18 protein-coding genes are annotated in these 16,824 nt (G+C 51.7%); 8 read left to right on the plus strand and 10 right to left on the minus strand.

The features are described from left to right. The first annotated feature begins 110 nt into the window (after positions 1–110). Together ACW73I_RS00700 and ACW73I_RS00705 are read left to right on the plus strand one after the other, a co-directional pair. Positions 111–605: a GNAT family N-acetyltransferase gene (locus ACW73I_RS00700; RefSeq protein ID WP_458027268.1), complete on the plus strand. Its 495-nt coding sequence runs from the start codon at positions 111–113 to the stop codon at positions 603–605. 81 nt (positions 606–686) lie between these two features. Continuing rightward, a complete protein-coding gene (locus tag ACW73I_RS00705; protein ID WP_458027269.1) occupies positions 687–1,301 on the plus strand; it encodes a cation transporter in 615 nt (204 codons plus the stop codon). 58 nt (positions 1,302–1,359) lie between these two features. Here the strand turns inward: ACW73I_RS00705 and ubiD are convergent, their stop codons facing one another. The 7 genes from ubiD to ACW73I_RS00740 form a co-directional block, all read right to left on the minus strand. Beyond that, complete coding sequence (gene ubiD / locus ACW73I_RS00710) at positions 1,360–2,823, minus strand: 4-hydroxy-3-polyprenylbenzoate decarboxylase (RefSeq protein WP_458027270.1); 1,464 nt, start codon at positions 2,821–2,823, stop codon at positions 1,360–1,362. A gap of 113 nt (positions 2,824–2,936) precedes the next feature. Then, complete coding sequence (locus ACW73I_RS00715) at positions 2,937–3,185, minus strand: hypothetical protein (protein WP_458027271.1); 249 nt, start codon at positions 3,183–3,185, stop codon at positions 2,937–2,939. Positions 3,186–3,257: 72 nt separating this feature from the next. Then, complete coding sequence (locus ACW73I_RS00720; protein ID WP_458027272.1) at positions 3,258–3,503, minus strand: YfhL family 4Fe-4S dicluster ferredoxin; 246 nt, start codon at positions 3,501–3,503, stop codon at positions 3,258–3,260. A 3-nt stretch (positions 3,504–3,506) separates the two neighbouring features. Next, positions 3,507–3,992 carry a pantetheine-phosphate adenylyltransferase gene (gene coaD, locus ACW73I_RS00725; protein WP_458027273.1) on the minus strand — a complete coding sequence of 162 codons (486 nt, stop codon included), beginning with the start codon at positions 3,990–3,992 and terminating at the stop codon, positions 3,507–3,509. A 108-nt stretch (positions 3,993–4,100) separates the two neighbouring features. Further along, positions 4,101–4,667, minus strand: a complete 567-nt coding sequence (gene rsmD, locus ACW73I_RS00730) for a 16S rRNA (guanine(966)-N(2))-methyltransferase RsmD (protein ID WP_458027274.1) — start codon at positions 4,665–4,667, stop codon at positions 4,101–4,103. Next, positions 4,645–5,961 carry a M16 family metallopeptidase gene (locus ACW73I_RS00735; protein ID WP_458027275.1) on the minus strand — a complete coding sequence of 439 codons (1,317 nt, stop codon included), beginning with the start codon at positions 5,959–5,961 and terminating at the stop codon, positions 4,645–4,647. The genes rsmD and ACW73I_RS00735 overlap by 23 nt, the downstream gene beginning before the upstream one ends. Further along, positions 5,951–7,336 (minus strand): M16 family metallopeptidase, encoded by a 1,386-nt coding sequence (locus ACW73I_RS00740; RefSeq protein ID WP_458027276.1) that lies wholly within the window; start codon positions 7,334–7,336, stop codon positions 5,951–5,953. Before ACW73I_RS00740 ends, ACW73I_RS00735 begins: the two co-directional genes overlap by 11 nt. A 104-nt stretch (positions 7,337–7,440) precedes the next feature. Between ACW73I_RS00740 and cyoE the strand changes: the two genes are divergently transcribed. Both cyoE and ACW73I_RS00750 read left to right on the plus strand, forming a co-directional pair. After that, positions 7,441–8,331, plus strand: a complete 891-nt coding sequence (cyoE, locus tag ACW73I_RS00745) for a heme o synthase (RefSeq protein ID WP_458027277.1) — start codon at positions 7,441–7,443, stop codon at positions 8,329–8,331. After that, positions 8,328–9,329: a glycosyl transferase family protein gene (locus ACW73I_RS00750; RefSeq protein WP_458027278.1), complete on the plus strand. Its 1,002-nt coding sequence runs from the start codon at positions 8,328–8,330 to the stop codon at positions 9,327–9,329. The genes cyoE and ACW73I_RS00750 overlap by 4 nt, the downstream gene beginning before the upstream one ends. On the opposite strand, the gene ACW73I_RS00755 is transcribed toward ACW73I_RS00750, so the two are convergent. Beyond that, on the minus strand, positions 9,321–9,944 hold the full coding sequence (locus ACW73I_RS00755; protein ID WP_458027279.1) for a PilZ domain-containing protein: 624 nt from the start codon (positions 9,942–9,944) through the stop codon (positions 9,321–9,323). The two genes, ACW73I_RS00750 and ACW73I_RS00755, sit on opposite strands and share 9 nt — an antisense overlap. A gap of 66 nt (positions 9,945–10,010) precedes the next feature. Here ACW73I_RS00755 and ACW73I_RS00760 point away from each other — a divergent pair, with 66 nt between their 5' ends. Both ACW73I_RS00760 and ACW73I_RS00765 read left to right on the plus strand, forming a co-directional pair. Then, positions 10,011–10,601, plus strand: a complete 591-nt coding sequence (locus ACW73I_RS00760) for a transglycosylase SLT domain-containing protein (protein WP_458027280.1) — start codon at positions 10,011–10,013, stop codon at positions 10,599–10,601. A gap of 97 nt (positions 10,602–10,698) precedes the next feature. Beyond that, positions 10,699–11,118, plus strand: coding sequence for an FKBP-type peptidyl-prolyl cis-trans isomerase (locus ACW73I_RS00765; protein WP_458027468.1), 420 nt, complete (start codon positions 10,699–10,701; stop codon positions 11,116–11,118). 59 nt (positions 11,119–11,177) lie between these two features. On the opposite strand, the gene ACW73I_RS00770 is transcribed toward ACW73I_RS00765, so the two are convergent. Together ACW73I_RS00770 and ACW73I_RS00775 are read right to left on the minus strand one after the other, a co-directional pair. Beyond that, positions 11,178–11,798: an OmpA family protein gene (locus tag ACW73I_RS00770; RefSeq protein WP_458027469.1), complete on the minus strand. Its 621-nt coding sequence runs from the start codon at positions 11,796–11,798 to the stop codon at positions 11,178–11,180. Next, the gene (locus ACW73I_RS00775) at positions 11,798–12,247 is read right to left on the minus strand and encodes a FecR family protein (protein ID WP_458027281.1); all 450 of its coding nucleotides are present in this window, start codon (positions 12,245–12,247) and stop codon (positions 11,798–11,800) included. The genes ACW73I_RS00770 and ACW73I_RS00775 overlap by 1 nt, the downstream gene beginning before the upstream one ends. A gap of 217 nt (positions 12,248–12,464) precedes the next feature. Between ACW73I_RS00775 and ACW73I_RS00780 the strand changes: the two genes are divergently transcribed. Next, positions 12,465–14,645: an HD domain-containing phosphohydrolase gene (locus ACW73I_RS00780; RefSeq protein ID WP_458027282.1), complete on the plus strand. Its 2,181-nt coding sequence runs from the start codon at positions 12,465–12,467 to the stop codon at positions 14,643–14,645. Positions 14,646–14,668: 23 nt separating this feature from the next. Next, positions 14,669–16,801, plus strand: a complete 2,133-nt coding sequence (locus tag ACW73I_RS00785) for a CHASE2 domain-containing protein (protein ID WP_458027283.1) — start codon at positions 14,669–14,671, stop codon at positions 16,799–16,801. Positions 16,802–16,824 lie beyond the last annotated feature (23 nt).

The raw sequence follows: 16,824 nt of genomic DNA on the forward strand, positions 1-16,824 counted from the left end.
AGTTCGGAAATAAGCTAGTGGCTATTCCGAATTGACGGAAGGAGACTTTCGCCTTAACGGTTAACACCCATTCTGAAAAAACAAGCCCAGTGTCCGCCGAAATAACACCCGTGAAAACAGCCGATGAAATCAATGTTGTTGCGGCATTGGCGCGAGAAATTTGGACTCAGCATTTCACGCCAATCATCGGCGCAGCGCAGGTGGATTATATGTTGCGGAACTTTCAAAGTGCCGGCGCCATTCAAAGCCAAATCTCCGGCGGCGGGGAATATTATCTGGCGAGCATCGAACATCTGTCGGTAGGCTACATGAGCTTGATTCCCGATTCGGAAAAAAACGAAATGATGATCAGCAAAATTTACCTGAAACGTTCGGCCCGAGGCGTGGGCATAGGCAAGTCTCTATTGGATTTCGCCGAGCAAAAATGCGTTAAGGATAAAATCGGAAGGCTTTGGCTGACCGTCAACCGGTTTAACGCCGGCAGCATTTCTTGGTACCAATATCGCGGATTCGATATCGTGGATGAAGTGAAAAAGGATATCGGCGATGGATTCTTTATGGATGATTTCATCATGGAGAAGAGCATCCGTTCAAATGGGGTTTAGATATGATGATTCAATTTGACCCGTTTCCGCGCCGCACAGATACGGCGCCGCCGACCATTTATACATTGAGGGGATTTAGCCGTGAGCGACTGCTGTGATAACCACTGCTCGTTGGAGGCTTTACGGGAAAAACAGCGCGGAACGCTTTGGAGCGTGCTGGGCATCAATGCGGTGATGTTTTTTGTTATTGCGGCGGCTGCGATATACGGCGACTCAACGTCGCTTCTGGCGGACAGTCTAGACAACTTCGGAGACGCCCTGACCTACGGCCTCAGCCTTTATGCCGTTGCGAAGGGGGCTAGCGCCAAAGCCAAAGTCGCGCTATTCAAGGGCGGTTTAATTCTTTTCGCCGCTGTTTCCGTAGCCGGTCAAATCATCTACAAGTTAATCGTTCCCAGCACGCCGCTATTCGAAGTCATGAGCGCCTTCAGCCTGCTCGGCCTTGCCGCAAATTCAATTTGCCTGTTCTTGCTTTGGCGGCACCGGCATGAAGACGTAAACATGAGTTCGGTATGGGAATGCTCGCGAAACGACATCGCCGTTAACCTTTCGGTATTCGTCACCGCCGGCGCGGTCTGGCTAACCGGCTCCGGATGGCCGGATATCGTCGTAGCGGCCGGTTTAGTCTGGTTCTTGATGCGCTCGGCGCTTAGAGTCATCAAATCAGCCCTAGCAGAGCTCAAAGCCGCGAGTTAATCCAACCGTCTCCGCGACGGAAAAAAGCTTGGTTGACGCCGCGCCTGGTGGAGTTGCCTCAGTCGAATAGCGTATCCCATATCGCGTCGACTTTTTTAATCACATCTGCGCGCATGACGATGGGCCTACCCCACTCCCGAGCGGTTTCTCCCGGCCACTTGTTTGTGGCATCGAAGCCGACCTTGGAGCCCAAACCGGATACCGGCGAGGCAAAGTCCAGATAATCGATCGGCGTGTTTTCCAATATCGTCAGATCGCGCGCCGGGTCCATCCGCGTGGTGATCGCCCAGATCACGTCTTGCCAATTCCGCACGTCGACATCGTCGTCGACCACGATCACGAACTTGGTGTACATGAACTGGCGCAGATAGGACCAAGTACCCAGCATGACCCGCTTGGCATGGCCTGCGTATTGCTTTTTCATGCTGATCACGGCCATGCGATAAGAGCAACCTTCCGGCGGCAAATAAAAATCGATGATCTCCGGAAATTGCTTCTGCAAGATCGGCACGAAAACCTCATTCAAGGCAACGCCTAGAATAGCCGGTTCATCGGGCGGGCGGCCGGTGTAAGTGCTGTGATAAATCGGCGCTTGCCGCTGCGTGATGCGTTCGATGGTAAAAACCGGAAACTCATCGACCTCGTTGTAATAGCCGGTATGGTCGCCGTACGGCCCTTCCTGAGCCGTCTCACCCGGATAGATAAAGCCTTCCAGCACGATCTCGGCGCTGGCCGGCACCTGCAAATCGTTGCTCTGGCATTTGATGACTTCGGTCTTACTACCTCGCAACAGACCGGCGAAAGCGTATTCCGACAAAGGGTCCGGCACCGGCGTCACAGCGGCTAATATCGTGGCGGGATCGGCCCCCAAGGCCACTGCAACCGGAAAAGGCTTATCCGGATATTTTTCCTGCCACTCCTTGAAATCCAAGGCGCCGCCGCGGTGCGCCAACCAGCGCATAATGACCTTGTTCCTGCCTATGACCTGTTGCCGGTAGATGCCCAGATTTTGCCGTTCTTTGTTGGGTCCTTTGGTAATCACCAAGGGCCAAGTAATCAGCGGGGCCGCATCTTCCGGCCAGCAGGTTTGAATCGGATAATCCGCCAGATCGATTTCGTCGCCGGTGCGAACCAGTTCCTGGCACGGCGCGGAGCCGACGATTTTGGGCGCCATATTCAGCACTTGCTTGAACACCGGCAACTTTTCCATCGCATCCTTCATGCCCTTGGGCGGCTCCGGCTCTTTCAGATAGGCCAGCAACTCGCCGATCCCGCGTAATTCGGAAATGTCGCTGGCGCCCATCCCCATCGCCACCCGTTTCGGTGTGCCGAACAAATTGCCCAGCACCGGAATGTTGAAACCTTTCGGGTTCTCGAACAGCAAGGCCGGACCGCCTTGCTTCAACACCCGGTCGCAGATCACGGTCATTTCCAACACCGGGTCGACTTCCGCTTGTATGCGTTTTAGTTCGCCTTGTTTTTCCAGTTGCCGAATGAAGTCTCGTAAGTCTCTATATTTCATAACAAGGGCAGTGTCGGACGGAATCCGGGCGAGTGCTAGCGGACAGCGGTCGCCCGGCGGCGCGCTCCGTCATTGGCCGACTCGACCGGCAAATGAACAAATCATGGCGCGAATTAAGCTTCCTCTTCGCCTGCCAACAATTCTTCCAGACCAGGCAAACTCTTGTCGGCTTTCGCTCTGGCTTTATAGACGTCGACAAACTCCATAAAAGCCTGCTCCAGATCATCGAGCACTTCTTGCTCGTTTTCTAGTTCGCCATCAGGAATTTCTCCCGACTCCAAATAATCTTTTTGAATGGCAATCTCACCGTTCAAAGACAATAAGGCAAGAATCAGGGCGTTATTGGAAATGTTTTCGGGCATGATGATCTCGTGGCTAAGGATGAATAGAATGTTTCGAAAAAAATATTACCAAAAACTAAAATACCAAATGCGTTAACTGCTCAAACGCAGATATTTTTGATACAGACCATCTTGGTCTTCCACATTGTCCGGATCTTTGCCGATGCAGTCGACCGGACAGACTTCCATGCATTGAGGCTTGTCGTGATGACCGACGCACTCCGTACACAAAGAAGGATTGATCACGTAAATTTCCTCGCCTTGCGAGATAGCGCCGTTTGGGCACTCCGGTTCGCAGACGTCGCAGTTGATGCATTCGTCGCCGATGATAAGAGCCATAAATCACTCCGATTTAAACTTGTTAATTAACTGTTGCTTGACCGTTTCCGGCACGAAACCCGACACATCGCCGTGCAATTTGGCGATTTCCCGTATCATGCTGGATGATATGAATTCGTATTGTTCGGCCGGCGTCAGAAAAACGGTTTCAATGTCCGGTGCCAGCCGGCGATTCATTCCGGCCATTTGAAATTCGTACTCAAAATCCGACACGGCCCGTAAACCGCGGATAATGACGCTGGCGTTATATTGTTTGGCGCATTCGACCAAAAGATTCTCGAAACCTATGACGCTAACATTGGAAAATTCCCCGATTAAGCCTTCAATCAGACGCACGCGCTCATCCAAGCCGAATAAAGGCTGTTTTCCGCGGCTTTCGGCCACGGCGACAATCACTTCGTCGAAAAGCTTCGACGCCCTGGCGATTAAGTCAAGATGACCATTGGTAATCGGGTCAAAAGTACCCGGATAAATTGCGGTAATTTGCATCAGGCTGTTTCGGTTTCCGGATGGCGGATTTTAAAGCATCCGCCAAATAAAAGCAGTCGTTAATGACGGACGGGTGAATCTCCGGCACGATCGGCGCGCTTTCAGCGCTTACCGACGTTGATATAAACTGTAACGGACATCGCCGGCGGTTTTTTGTTTCAATGGCGACCAATTTTCGGGCATGCCATCCAATCTTAAATTTTTTTCGGTTTCGATGTAGATTTTGCCGTAAAGTTTCAGCAGCTCGCCCCTCGCTATCTCCCTGCATATCGGTTCGACTAAACCTTGAGCGAACGGCGGATCGAGAAAAATCAAATCGAATGAATCGGGGTAATCCGGTACAAAATTCCGCACATCGGCATGAACTATTTCGATTCGGTCCGCTTTCAATTCAACTGCGTTCCGCCGCAGATTCTGACAGGTTTTCAGATTATTTTCGACCTGCAGCACGTAGGCGGCACCTCTTGACGCCGCTTCGAAACCGAGCGCGCCGCTGCCGGCAAACAAATCCAGGCAACGGCAACCGGGAACATCGGCATGCAGCCAATTGAACAGCGTTTCCCTGACGCGGGACGGCGTGGGCCGCAAACCGGGCGCATCGTCGAACGTGATGACCCGGCTCCGCCATTCGCCGCCAATGATACGCAGCTTGTTAATCGCTGCCGCCTTTGGCACCCGAGTTCCCCACGGTGACGGTTTGCAGCCATTCGGGTTTTATCCTGCGCTGGAACGCATCCTTGATATCGTCCACCGTTACCGCTTCCACTTTGGCGGGAAAGACGTCCAAATAATCCAAAGGCTGTTGATAAAAACCGATCATGGTGACGTAATCCATTAACTTGCTATTGTTATCCGTGCGCAAGGCAAAACCGCCCGTGATGTTTTTCTTAGCCGCAATCAATTCTTGTTCGGTCGGACCGTTTTCGGCGAAATCTTTCAACGTAGCGTCCATCACGTCAATCGCTTGTCGGGTTTGATCATTACGCGTCTGCAAGCTCATCACGAACGGCCCTTCGCGATACAACGGCATGAATTGGCTGGCCGCACTATAGGCCAAACCCCGTTTCTCCCTGACTTCGTCGAACAATCTCGATACCAGACTGGCCCCGCCCAAGATATGATTGCCTACGTATAGCGTAAAGTAATCGGGATCCTTGCGGGCAACCCCCGGCATGCCGGACAACACATGAGTTTGAGTGGACGGAAATTCGATGTGCAGCACACTCGGTTTTGACGGCATCGTCACCGGCGGAATTTCCGCCGGCTTTTGCCCAAGCGTCAAGCCGGCAACTAATTTCTCCGCGAGTTGCTCGGCCCGCTTCCGCTCGATATCGCCGACGAGAACGACAATCGCGTTAGCCGCAACATAATACTGTTTATAAAACGCTTTTAGGTCGTCAGCTCCAAAGCCCGCCACCGTCTCGACCATGCCTTCTTCAGGGTGCGCGTAGGGATGGTCATGATACAAAGCCTTTTGGAAAGCAATGTTGGCCAAAGCGCCCGGAGACTCTTCCCTGTGCTTCAGTCCGGCCAGAGTACGATTTTTTTCGCGCTGAAAATCGTCTTCATTAAAGCTTGGAGCCGACAAAATGGTTTGAAAGGTCTCAAATGCCTTATCGAATAAGTCTTGCTGCGTCAAGCTGCGCAACGACAACCATGCCATATCCTCGGAAATACCGTTGGAAAACGCGGCACCGACCGATTCGAAGCGGTTGGCTATTTCATCGGCATTCCACTTGCCGGCTCCGGTGTCCAGCATGGCCGAGGTTAAGGCCGCCAAGCCGAATTGATCGCCATCGCGAGCGCTGCCGGCATCGAAAGCCACGCGAATATCCACCATGGGCAAACTCGGGGTTTGCACGAAATAAACCCGCGTGCCTTGATCCGTTTGCCAGTGTTGTATATCGACGCCGGCCCAACCGACTTGACTCATAAAAAACAAACAAAAAGCAATCAAATTAAAACGCATGGCGACCTCCTATCTCTTTGCCCGCTTCCGGGGTATCGGCAATGGGTTGCGGCTCCAGATAAGCCACGGTCAGCGTGTCCTCGATCAGATATTTGCGCGCCACGTCGCGTACTTGTTCGGCAGTGACCCGGTTGATATTGGCGACATATTCGCCGGCTTTTTGCCAGCCTAAACCGACCGTTTCCAATAAACCCAATTCCATCGCTTGATAAAAATTCGAATCTTTTTGATAAATATCGTCGGCCAAAACCTGAGCCTTGATGCGCTGCAATTCCTCCTGGCTGACCAATTGGCTTTGCAATTGATAGACCTCTTCCTTCAAGGCATATTCCAGATCCAAGACGCTCTTGCCTTCCGCCGGCGTTGCTTCCAGCATAAACATGTCGGCCATGCGTGAATTCAAATCGTATTGCGCTCCGGCGGAAACCGCTATCTGCCTGCCGCGAACCAAGCGCGACGTCAATCGGGCGCTGTTGCCGCCGTCCAGAATGCCGGCCAGTACTTCCAGCGCATACGCTTCCCATTTGGGATCGGCGGTCTTCAAAACAGGCACTTTGTACCCCATCATCAAATAAGGCAATTTGGCCGGCGCTTTGACAGTGAGCTTACGCACGCCTTCTTGCTTTATTTCGGTCTGCGGCTTAAGCGGTTTGATATCGCTGGGTTTCAAGCCGGCAAAATATTGCTTGGCTAAATTAACAGTCTGATCGGGATCGACATCGCCGACGACGACCAAAGTCGCATTATTGGGCGCATACCACAGTTGGTACCAGGCTTTTAAGTCGTCAATCTTGTAATTTGCGATATCGGATGGCCAACCGATGACCGGATGTTTGTAGGGACTATTGCTAAAAGCCACTGCATTGAATTGCTCCAAGGTTTTAGCACGGGGCTTGTCGTCGGTGCGCATCCGGCGTTCTTCGGTGACGACTTGCAATTCCTTTTCCAACTCTTCGGCTTTTAAGTCCAAATTACGCATGCGGTCAGCCTCGAGCTTGAAGCTGATTTCCAGCCGCGATTTTTCTAAAGTCTGGAAATAAGCCGTGTAATCGCTGCCGGTAAAAGCGTTTTCCTGACCGCCATTCTCGGCAACGATGCGGGAAAACTCACCGGCCGGATATGCTTTAGTCCCTTTGAACATCATATGTTCCAGCATATGCGAAATACCGGTAATGCCGCCCGGCTCGTAACTGCTGCCGACCTTATACCAAACCTGCGACACGACCACCGGCGCCCTATGGTCTTCCTTGACCAAGATCTTCATGCCGTTAGCAAACACGTGTTCGTATACTGTGCCTTCCTCCGCACAGACCGAAAATGCCGGACACAATACCATCGCTGCGGCCATCCCCCGCTTCAAAAATTCCAATTTCATAACTCCCTCATTGTCAGTAAAAACGATCGTTTGAGATGATTTCAATAATTAAAGGTTCACTGTTATTCTATAGCTTTATAGATCTTTAAACTATTCGGAAGCGAATGACCGCCAAAAACACGACATTATCCTTAAAAAATTACTATGAACTCTGTAAACCGAGGGTAGTGGCTTTAATCGTGTTTACCGCTATCGTCGGCATGCTGTTGGCGGTCCCCGGTTGGCCGCCATTGGGTCTTTTTCTGTACGGCACGATCGGCATCGCTTTAGCGGCTGCTTCGGCCGCAGCCATCAACCATTTCATCGACCGAAAAACCGACGCGGAAATGGCCCGCACCCAACACCGGCCGCTACCGAAAGGCGAATTGAACTCCCGCCAGGTCTTATTTTTCGCCTGCACGATAGGGGCTGTCTCCATGATCATGCTGGTATTCATGGTCAACGCGCTGACCGCCTTTCTAACCTTTTTATCGTTAATCGGTTACGCGCTCATTTATACCGTTTACTTGAAAAAATTGACGCCCCAAAACATTGTCATCGGCGGCATCGCCGGAGCCGCGCCTCCGCTCTTAGGCTGGACCGCGATGACGGGCGAAATTCATCACCATGCCTTGTTGCTGGTTTTGATTATTTTCGTCTGGACGCCGCCGCATTTCTGGGCGCTAGCCATCGCCCGCCGCGACGAATATGCCAAAGTCGAAATTCCGATGCTACCGGTTACCCACGGCGTCGAATTCACTCGCTTACAGATCCTGCTGTATACCATATTGCTGCTGCTTACCACGCTGTTGCCTTATCTAACGGGCATGAGCGGCTTGCTGTACCTGCTCCCGGCCACTTTGTTGGGGCTGGGGTTCCTTTATTACGCGATTCAGATGATGCGCAAAAAAGATAATAAAACCGCCATGCGCACCTTCGGCTATTCAATTATTTATCTGATGCTGATCTTCGCGGCTCTTTTGATCGACCACTATTACCCGTTTTCGATATCATGACAGTTACCGAACAAGAGCACCCTTTCGCCGAATTCATCAAAATCCTGGGCAAGGGCAAAAAAGGCGCCCGCCCTTTGACTCAAGACGAAGCCTATCGGGCCATGAAAATGATTTTGGCTGATGAAGTGTTGCCGATTCAATTAGGCGCTTTTTTGATGTTAATGCGTATCAAGGAAGAGACCGAACAGGAACTGGCCGGTTTTGTGCGGGCCGCTCGAGAAAGTTTCGACTTCAGTCCGTCATTGCGCGTCGATTTGGACTGGTCTTCCTATGCCGGTAAACGCCGCCATTTACCTTGGTTTTTGTTGTCGACTTTGCTGTTGGCGGAAAACGGCGTCAAGGTGTTCATGCACGGGGCGGGCGGCCATACTCAAGGCCGGCTTTACACCGAAAACGTCTTGAACGCCATCGGTATCCGTGCCGCCCATTCCATGCCCGAGGCCGAACAACAATTGGCTGCGCATAACTTTAGTTATTTATCGCTCGAGCACATCTGCCCCGCGCTTTACGGCATGATCAATCTGCGCCCGACCATGGGGCTGCGCTCGCCGGTACACACCCTGGTCAGGCTGTTGAATCCATTCAATGCCAGCCATACCATTCAAGGCATTTTTCACCCCGGTTACCGGCAAGTGCATCAACATGCCGCTCTGTTGCTGGGTGAACGCAATATGGCGGTCTTAAAAGGGGAAGGCGGGGAAACCGAGCGCAATCCCGATGTCGAATGTCTGGTGCAAAGCGTGCGGGACGGTGAATTGGAGGACGAACTTTGGCCGGCTTTATTTGCACGCCGACATATGAAAGCCGAGCAGCTTAATCCGGCACAACTCGCCGACCTATGGCAAGACAAAACTAAAGACGAATTCGCCGAAGCAACCGTAATCGGCACTGCGGCCGTCGCCTTAAAATTGCTGGGGAAAGCCGATACCCGGGAAAACGCCCATCACATCGCGCAGCAATATTGGGCCAAGCGCAACCGCCAACGGCTCTTAGGCTGATGTCCCGGTATCACGCAGAAAACGCGGCACTCCGGGAATGGAATCACGTTCGAGATATAAGTATTTAAGCCCCAACAAAGTCGACTGTTCGCCAATTTCCGTCCACACGACTTCCGCTTCGCCCTGTAAGTCCAAATGCTTAAAACTGAAGTGAACGGCCGACCCTGTTTCGACTGTAATTCTGCCTTGAATATGGGCCATGATGCCGTCGACCGAAACGTTCTCCGTATTGAATGCATAAACGGTTTCGCCGACGCTAATTTGGCCGGGCGCGGTCATGTTTTTGCGATAAGCCCGGCGGTTGTATAGCAAGTTTTCGACATCGTAGGATATATTGCGAAATTCGATCGCAATTTGAAGTCCTTGTTCCGTAGACTCGGCGCGGACGACTTCCGCTTCGCCTGCCATGCGCAGATCGGGCAAATAAATATCGACTACCGGCGAAACTTGAATACTTTGAAAAATGTCCTTAACGCCGTTGACCGAAGCAGCCGCTTTAAACTCCGCTAATAAACCGGTTAAGGACAGATTGACCACCTGAATCCGATGTTCTTCAAAGCCCAGATAAATAAGTCCTTCGGAACGGAGCTTTTTGCGATATGCTCGTTTTTCCATGTCAGAGAGTGCATTAATCATTGCGTCCACTTCAAATTACAGGTCAGAACCAGGAGTTCAAATGGAATGAAATTTAAGTCCTTACGTCCAGTAAGCTTAGTCGCATTATCGGCATGTGCCAATATCCCTCCGCACGACACCGGCAACATATGTGAAATATTTCGGGAAAAAGACGATTGGTATCGGGCAACGCTGGCCGCGTCCCAACGCTGGGGCGTGCCGATTGCGGTGCAAATGTCGATTATTCACCAAGAGTCCCGATTTGTTGCGGACGCCGAACCGCCGCGACCGACGATATTGGGCTTTATCCCTTGGTTTCGATCCAGCAGCGCTTACGGTTATCCGCAGGCGCAAGACGGCACTTGGTCCGATTACCAGCAACAAAGCGGAAACAACTGGGCGGACCGTGACGATTTCGCGGATAGCTGCGATTTTGTTGCTTGGTACTGCGCAATGACCCACCAAAAATTGGGCATTCCCGTATACGACGCTAACAACTTATATCTAGCTTACCATGAGGGCTTGACCGGGTATCGGCGCCGGCATTATCAAAACAAAGGATGGCTAATCAACGTCGCGCAAAAAGTTCACCGGCGCGCCTGGCAATACGATGCGCAACTCGCCACTTGCCGGCAAGAGTTGGAAAACGAAAACTGATACACTAGCCGGCCCCGATTTTTAGAGGAGCACATCTGTGAAAAAACTTCGAAACCGCATCATTGCGATCTTAAGCGCTTTTTTAATAGGATTTATTATGTTCTCGATGGCAAACGCCACTACTCCCGAAGAAAACCGAGCTGCTGGCGAAAAATTTCTGAGCGAAAACGCCCAACAACCCGGCGTGATCACAACGGCCAGCGGCCTACAATACATGGTATTCAGCGAAGGTAGCGGCGCGTCGCCAAAAGCGACCGACAATGTCACCGTGCATTACAAGGGCACCACGATAGACGGCAAGGAATTCGACAGTTCGTACAGCCGCGGCGAGCCGGCCACTTTCCCTCTTAACCGTGTCATCGCGGGTTGGACCGAAGGATTGCAGCTTATGAAGGAAGGCGCCAAATATCGCTTTTTCATTCCATCCGATTTGGCTTACGGCGAACGCGGTGCCGGTAGCGCGATCGGCCCGAACGCGGCATTGATATTCGACGTTGAATTAATCAAAGTCAATTAAGCCATCGAACAGCTGGCCAAACTCTCGGCTTGACCAGCTGCGGAACTCTCTTCGCCTTATTATCGAATCGTTATCTCGACCCGGCGATTTCTCGGTTCGCCGGTATTGTCCGGAGTAGGTATCAGAAGATTCTTTTCACCATGCGAATCGATGGTGATTCTTTCGGCATCCGTCATCGCGTCGACAAACAACGTAGCCACCGATTGTGCCCTCGCCAAGCTTAATCGGGCATTGTCCCGATCATTACCGATGGTATCGGTATGCCCGATGACGGAGATATCGACAGCAGGCCGCCTATTCATTTCGTCGATAATTTTCGGAATCTCGTTTTGAGATTCGGGCGTCAGCCTTGCCGTCCCCTCTATGAAATACAAATAATAGGACACCGGCTTTTGCGGACTGGCTGCGAGCGCCCGGCCGAAATCCTTTTGTATTTGTTCTTCAGTCGCGGTAAACGTTTCGCCGGCATTTTCCGTCATGTTCACCGCGTCGCGGTCTTTTTCCAGCGTAGTCGCCCCCCGGGGCGTGCTTACCACAACCTTACCCAAGCTACCGTCTTCTTCGGCCAACAACACCACGTACGATTGGGAACAGGCACTCAAGCCCATAAAACTGAACAATAGCAAAGCGCTAAAGGCTAAATGCGCCGAATCCGCCGTCTTCCTTCTTGCGATGACCATCACTGCGCCTCCACTTTGACCAGGAAACGCGTACCCCTCACGCCGATAATACCGGACGGCGTTTTTACCGATACGGCTTCAGGTTTCAGTTTTGCGATTACCCCGGAAATATAATGCAATGCGCCTTTAATCAAATTGGCGCTCAACTTCAATTCATCGTTAGCGGGCGCGTAAAGATATTCGTCAATAGTAACCTCGGTATTCGGCCCCAGAGAAATCACGGTATTGTCTTTAAACGTCATTCCTAACCCGCCGTTTTCCCCGGTTTTTAAGATGTTTCCGAGATACAACGGCATCCCCGGTTGAGCCGGAACAGTGGACGACTCCGATGTCACAACCGCTTCGCCGCTAACGATTTTGATATACCCAAGCACCTTATCATTTGCCCTAGCCGGAAAGGACAGGAAACCGGCCGCCATAATCGCGAGAATCAATTTATTTCTAGGCATCACTCCTCCAAACTGCATTGACATTACTATAAAAATAGCTGCTAATTACAATCCTTCCAATGGCATTGAATCGCCGGCGCGAGAGAAAAGCTGCTTTTAAATTATTAGCTTATACAGCAGAAGTTGCGTGATTTAGCCCGAATATTTGCCGGAAGATTATGCAAGGTCTGCTATATTTCCTGACATACCCAACTCAGCGCTCTAGAGAACAAAATCCGTGACCCATACAAATACGTCTTCGCGGACCGGCGTATCGACTCACAACAAGATACTGTTGAGCAGCAGTGACTCGTCCGGCTCCGGCTTAAGCGATTGCATCCGGGCTTACTGCCCGAATTGCGATGTGCATTCGGTAAGCGACCCCGACCAAGTGCTTCCGCTCCTGTTGGCCAGCGAATTCGATATTTTACTCATTGATATCGACGGCCACAGCCTAACGGCCGATAAACTCTTACCGCAAATCAGAAGACATTTTCTGCTCGAACAATTGCCGACTCTGCTTCTATCCTCGGAAAGGTCGTCCGACGAACGGGATTCGCAGTTAGACCTGGGCGCCACCGACTTTCTTTATAAACCTCTCCAAGCATCGGAGACCAAACTTAAAATCAGAAACGCTCTGATATTCAGGCGTTATTTCCTCGCCAATCAAGCTATTCGGGAGCGATTAGAGCGCGCGATAACAAACAGAACCGCAAAACTCAACATGCTGATCGATAGCGGCTTGATGATGGGCATGGAAAAAAGCCGCGACCGCTTGCTGCAATTCATACTGGAAGAGGGGAAAAAATTGCTGCACTGCGATGCGGGCACCATGTATCTGGTCACCAAAGAAAATACGCTACGCTTTGCCACGCGGACGCGAAGCGATCTGTTGCCGTTCGAGGCGTTGCTTCTCATCGACCCGGAAACCGGCCGGTTTAACGACAACTATGTGTCGACCTACTCGGCCAATCACAAGCGAACGATTCTAATAGACGACGTCTATCGAGACTCTCGTTTTGATTTCAGCGGCACTCGAAATTTCAATGCGCAGTCCGGTTATCGGACGGTTTCGCTGCTGACGGTCCCGATGGCGCCGAGAAACGGCAACGTAATAGGAATCCTGCAATTTATCAATGCCTTGGATCCGGAGACCGGCAAGCTGACGTCTTTTGCGGATGATGCCGTACCCTTGGTTGAAGCGCTGGCCGCGCAAGCCGCGATCGCGCTGGATAATCTCCAATTGATCGCCGCGCAAAAAACCACGACCGAGAGCATCATCCGCGTGTTGGCAACGGCCTTGGACACCAAAAGCCCGCATACCGGACACCATTGCGTGCGCGTTCCCGAGTTGGCCATCATGCTGGCGGAGGCCGCTTGCAGGCAGACCGAAGGCCCGTTAGCCTCCTTCAATTTCGAATCCGAAGATCAATGGTTCGAATTTCGAGTCGGCGCATGGCTGCACGATTGCGGCAAGATCACGACGCCGGAATTCGTGATCGACAAAGCCACCAAACTCGACATGCTCTATAACCGGATTCACGAAATTCGTATGCGCTTTGAAGTACTGCTGCGTGACGCCGATATTAGACGTTTAAAATCCATGCTGGCAGGTGCCGACCCTGAGCATGCACGCCAGCGGTTCGAGCGGGAAAAAGCCCAGCTCCATGAAGACTTCGCCTTTATCGCCGAATGCAATATAGGCCGGGAATACATGCACGACGATGATTGCGAACGGATAAAAAAATTGGCCGAAAAGACTTGGTTGCGTTATTTCGACGATACGCTGGGATTGTCTCAGGAAGACACCATAAACCTGAAAGACCAAGTTAGACCGGCACTACCCGTCGAAGAACGGCTGCTTTCCGATAAACCCAAGCATATTGTCCCTCGCACAAATCATGAAAAACCCGATCCCGAATTGGGAATCAAAATGCTGGTGCCGGACGATATGTTTAACTATGGCGAAATTTATAATCTCAGCATCCGTAAAGGCACTCTGAACAAGGAAGACCGTTACAAAATCAACGAACACATCATTGAAACGATCAAACTGCTCGAAAAAATTCCGTTCCCGGATTTTTTGAAACGGGTTCCGGAATATGCATCCACACATCACGAAACTCTGGATGGACGCGGTTATCCGCGGCAACTGCACGCCTCGGAATTATCCATTCCCGCCCGTATCATGGCGGTTGCCGACATCTTCGAAGCGATCACCGCGTCGGACAGGCCTTACAAACGGCCTTACACCTTGTCGGAAGCCCTCGGCATCCTTTACAGCATGAAAAACAACCGGCACATCGATCCCGATATATACGATCTTTTTTTGAGGACGGGTGTCTATATGGCGTACGCGAAAAAATATCTCAAACCGGAACAGATCGATGAAGTCGAAATTAGCGATTTCCTAGAGTAGCAACGCACTGGGCATCGGATTTCATGCAAAACGTCGCCAAGCGCCTCCCTGTCAGTCTTGCCGTATTGATAGTCCTAATAGCGGGTAACACCGGCCTTTACATATGGGACCCGCTGCCTTTAAAACTATTTAGAAACAACACCTTCGATTACTATCAACGCCTTAAACCCCGTCCTTATCAAGATGCGCCGGTAACCATCGTCGATATCGACGACGAGGGCTTGAAACGTCTGGGCCAGTGGCCATGGCCCCGTACCCAGATAGCCAAACTGATTTCGGCGCTGCAAACGTCCGGGCCGGCGGCGATTGCTCTTGATATTATTTTCGCCGAAAAAGACCGTACCTCGCCTAAGGTCATGTCGGAGCTATGGCAGCTATCGCCTACCGAACGGCAAGTGCTCAGCCGTTTACCCGACCATGACCGAGCATTGGCCGAAAGCATCGCTAACGGCAAGTCTGTCTTAGGATTTGCGCTAAACGAAACCGCAGGCGCCGACGCACCGAAATTGCCCGCACGTTTCATTGAAATCGGCCATTCGTCCCTACCTTTTTTACATGCCTTCGAAGGTTCCATCCAATCGTTAGCGATGCTGGAAGCGGCCGCCTCCGGCAACGGCGCGCTAACGTTCGTTGTCGATTCCGACGGCGTCATCAGGAAGGTTCCGGTGGCGTTACGCTACCGGAATCAAATCGTGCCTAGCTTATTCATGGAAGCTTTGCGCGTGGCGCAGCAAACCGATAACTACATATTACGAAGCCACGACGAAGCCGCCATGGGATTAGCCGAAATAAGCGTCGGCAACATTCGGATTCCGACCACGGAAAAAGGCGAAATCTGGCTTTACTACAGCCGGCCGGCCAATGAGCGTTACATTCCGGCCTGGCGCATACTTGAAGGGCACATCGGGCCGGAGCGCCTCAAAGACAAAATTCTGTTAATCGGTGCGTCTGCGCCGGGCATAATGGATTTGCGCATTAGTCCGCTAGGAACCGTCATTCCCGGCATTGAAGTCCATGCACAAGCCCTGGAACAAGTGCTGAGCGGCACCCAACTGGTCCGCCCGTTCTGGCACGCAAGCCTGGAAGTTTTTTTTCTATTGGGCGGCGGCTTAATAGTAGGCTGTATCGCATTGAGCTATAGGATAGCGACATCGCTTACGGTCTTCCTTCTGAGCCTGACCGGCTTTTGGGCCGTCAGCTGGCGCGCCTTTGCCGAATACCGCCTGCTGATCGACCCCATGGTGCCGACCATCGGTTTATTGGTGGTTTTTCTGTACTCCAGCCTATTTCGGCATTTTCATAGTGAACGCCGTCAGCGCTGGATCAAACACGCGTTCTCCCGTTACGTCTCGCCCAATTTGGTCGACTATCTGATTGCGCATCCGCAGGAACTCGAATTGAGCGGTCGTCGGCGTAACTGCAGTTTTGTGTTTACCGATTTGACTGACTTTACCGCATTAATGGAAGATCTGGATCCGCGCCATGCGGTCAATCTATTGAATGAGTACCTGGAAAACATGATTGCTATTGCCTTTTCCCACCAGGGCACGCTCGACCGTATTGTGGGTGATTCGGTGGCCATTCTGTTTTCCGCACCCATTAAACAAAACGATCATCAGCGCCGCGCCATTCAATGCGCATTGGATATGCAAGAATTTACCCGGCGCTACAGCCGCTGCATGAACGACGAAGGCATTGCATTCGGCCAAACTCGGATCGGCGTGCATAGCGGCCCGGTGATCGTCGGCAACTTTGGCGGAAAAACCATTTTCGATTACCGCGCCTTAGGCGATCCGGTCAACACGGCCTCCCGTTTGGAAAGTGCCAACAAATACCTCGGCACCCTGATCTGTGTTTCGGAAACCACCCTGAAAGCCTGTCCCGATATGCTATCCAGGCCGATCGGGCATTTATCGGTAAAAGGCAAAGCGAATCCGCTGATGGTGTTCGAGCCTTTATCCCCAAAAAACGCCGACCTAACCGCACTTGCCGAATACGACGCCGCCTATCGGCTGATGCAAAACAAACGGCCGGAAGCAATCGCCGCGTTTCAACGGATTATCGATAAAAATCCGAACGACACCCTGGCCTATTTTCATTTACAACGGTTGCTAAAGGGTGAACGAGACGATTTAATCAGATTGGATCGGAAATAGACCCCATTACCGATAAAAATGAC

It is taken from the genome of Methylomonas sp. MgM2, from assembly GCF_054172045.1.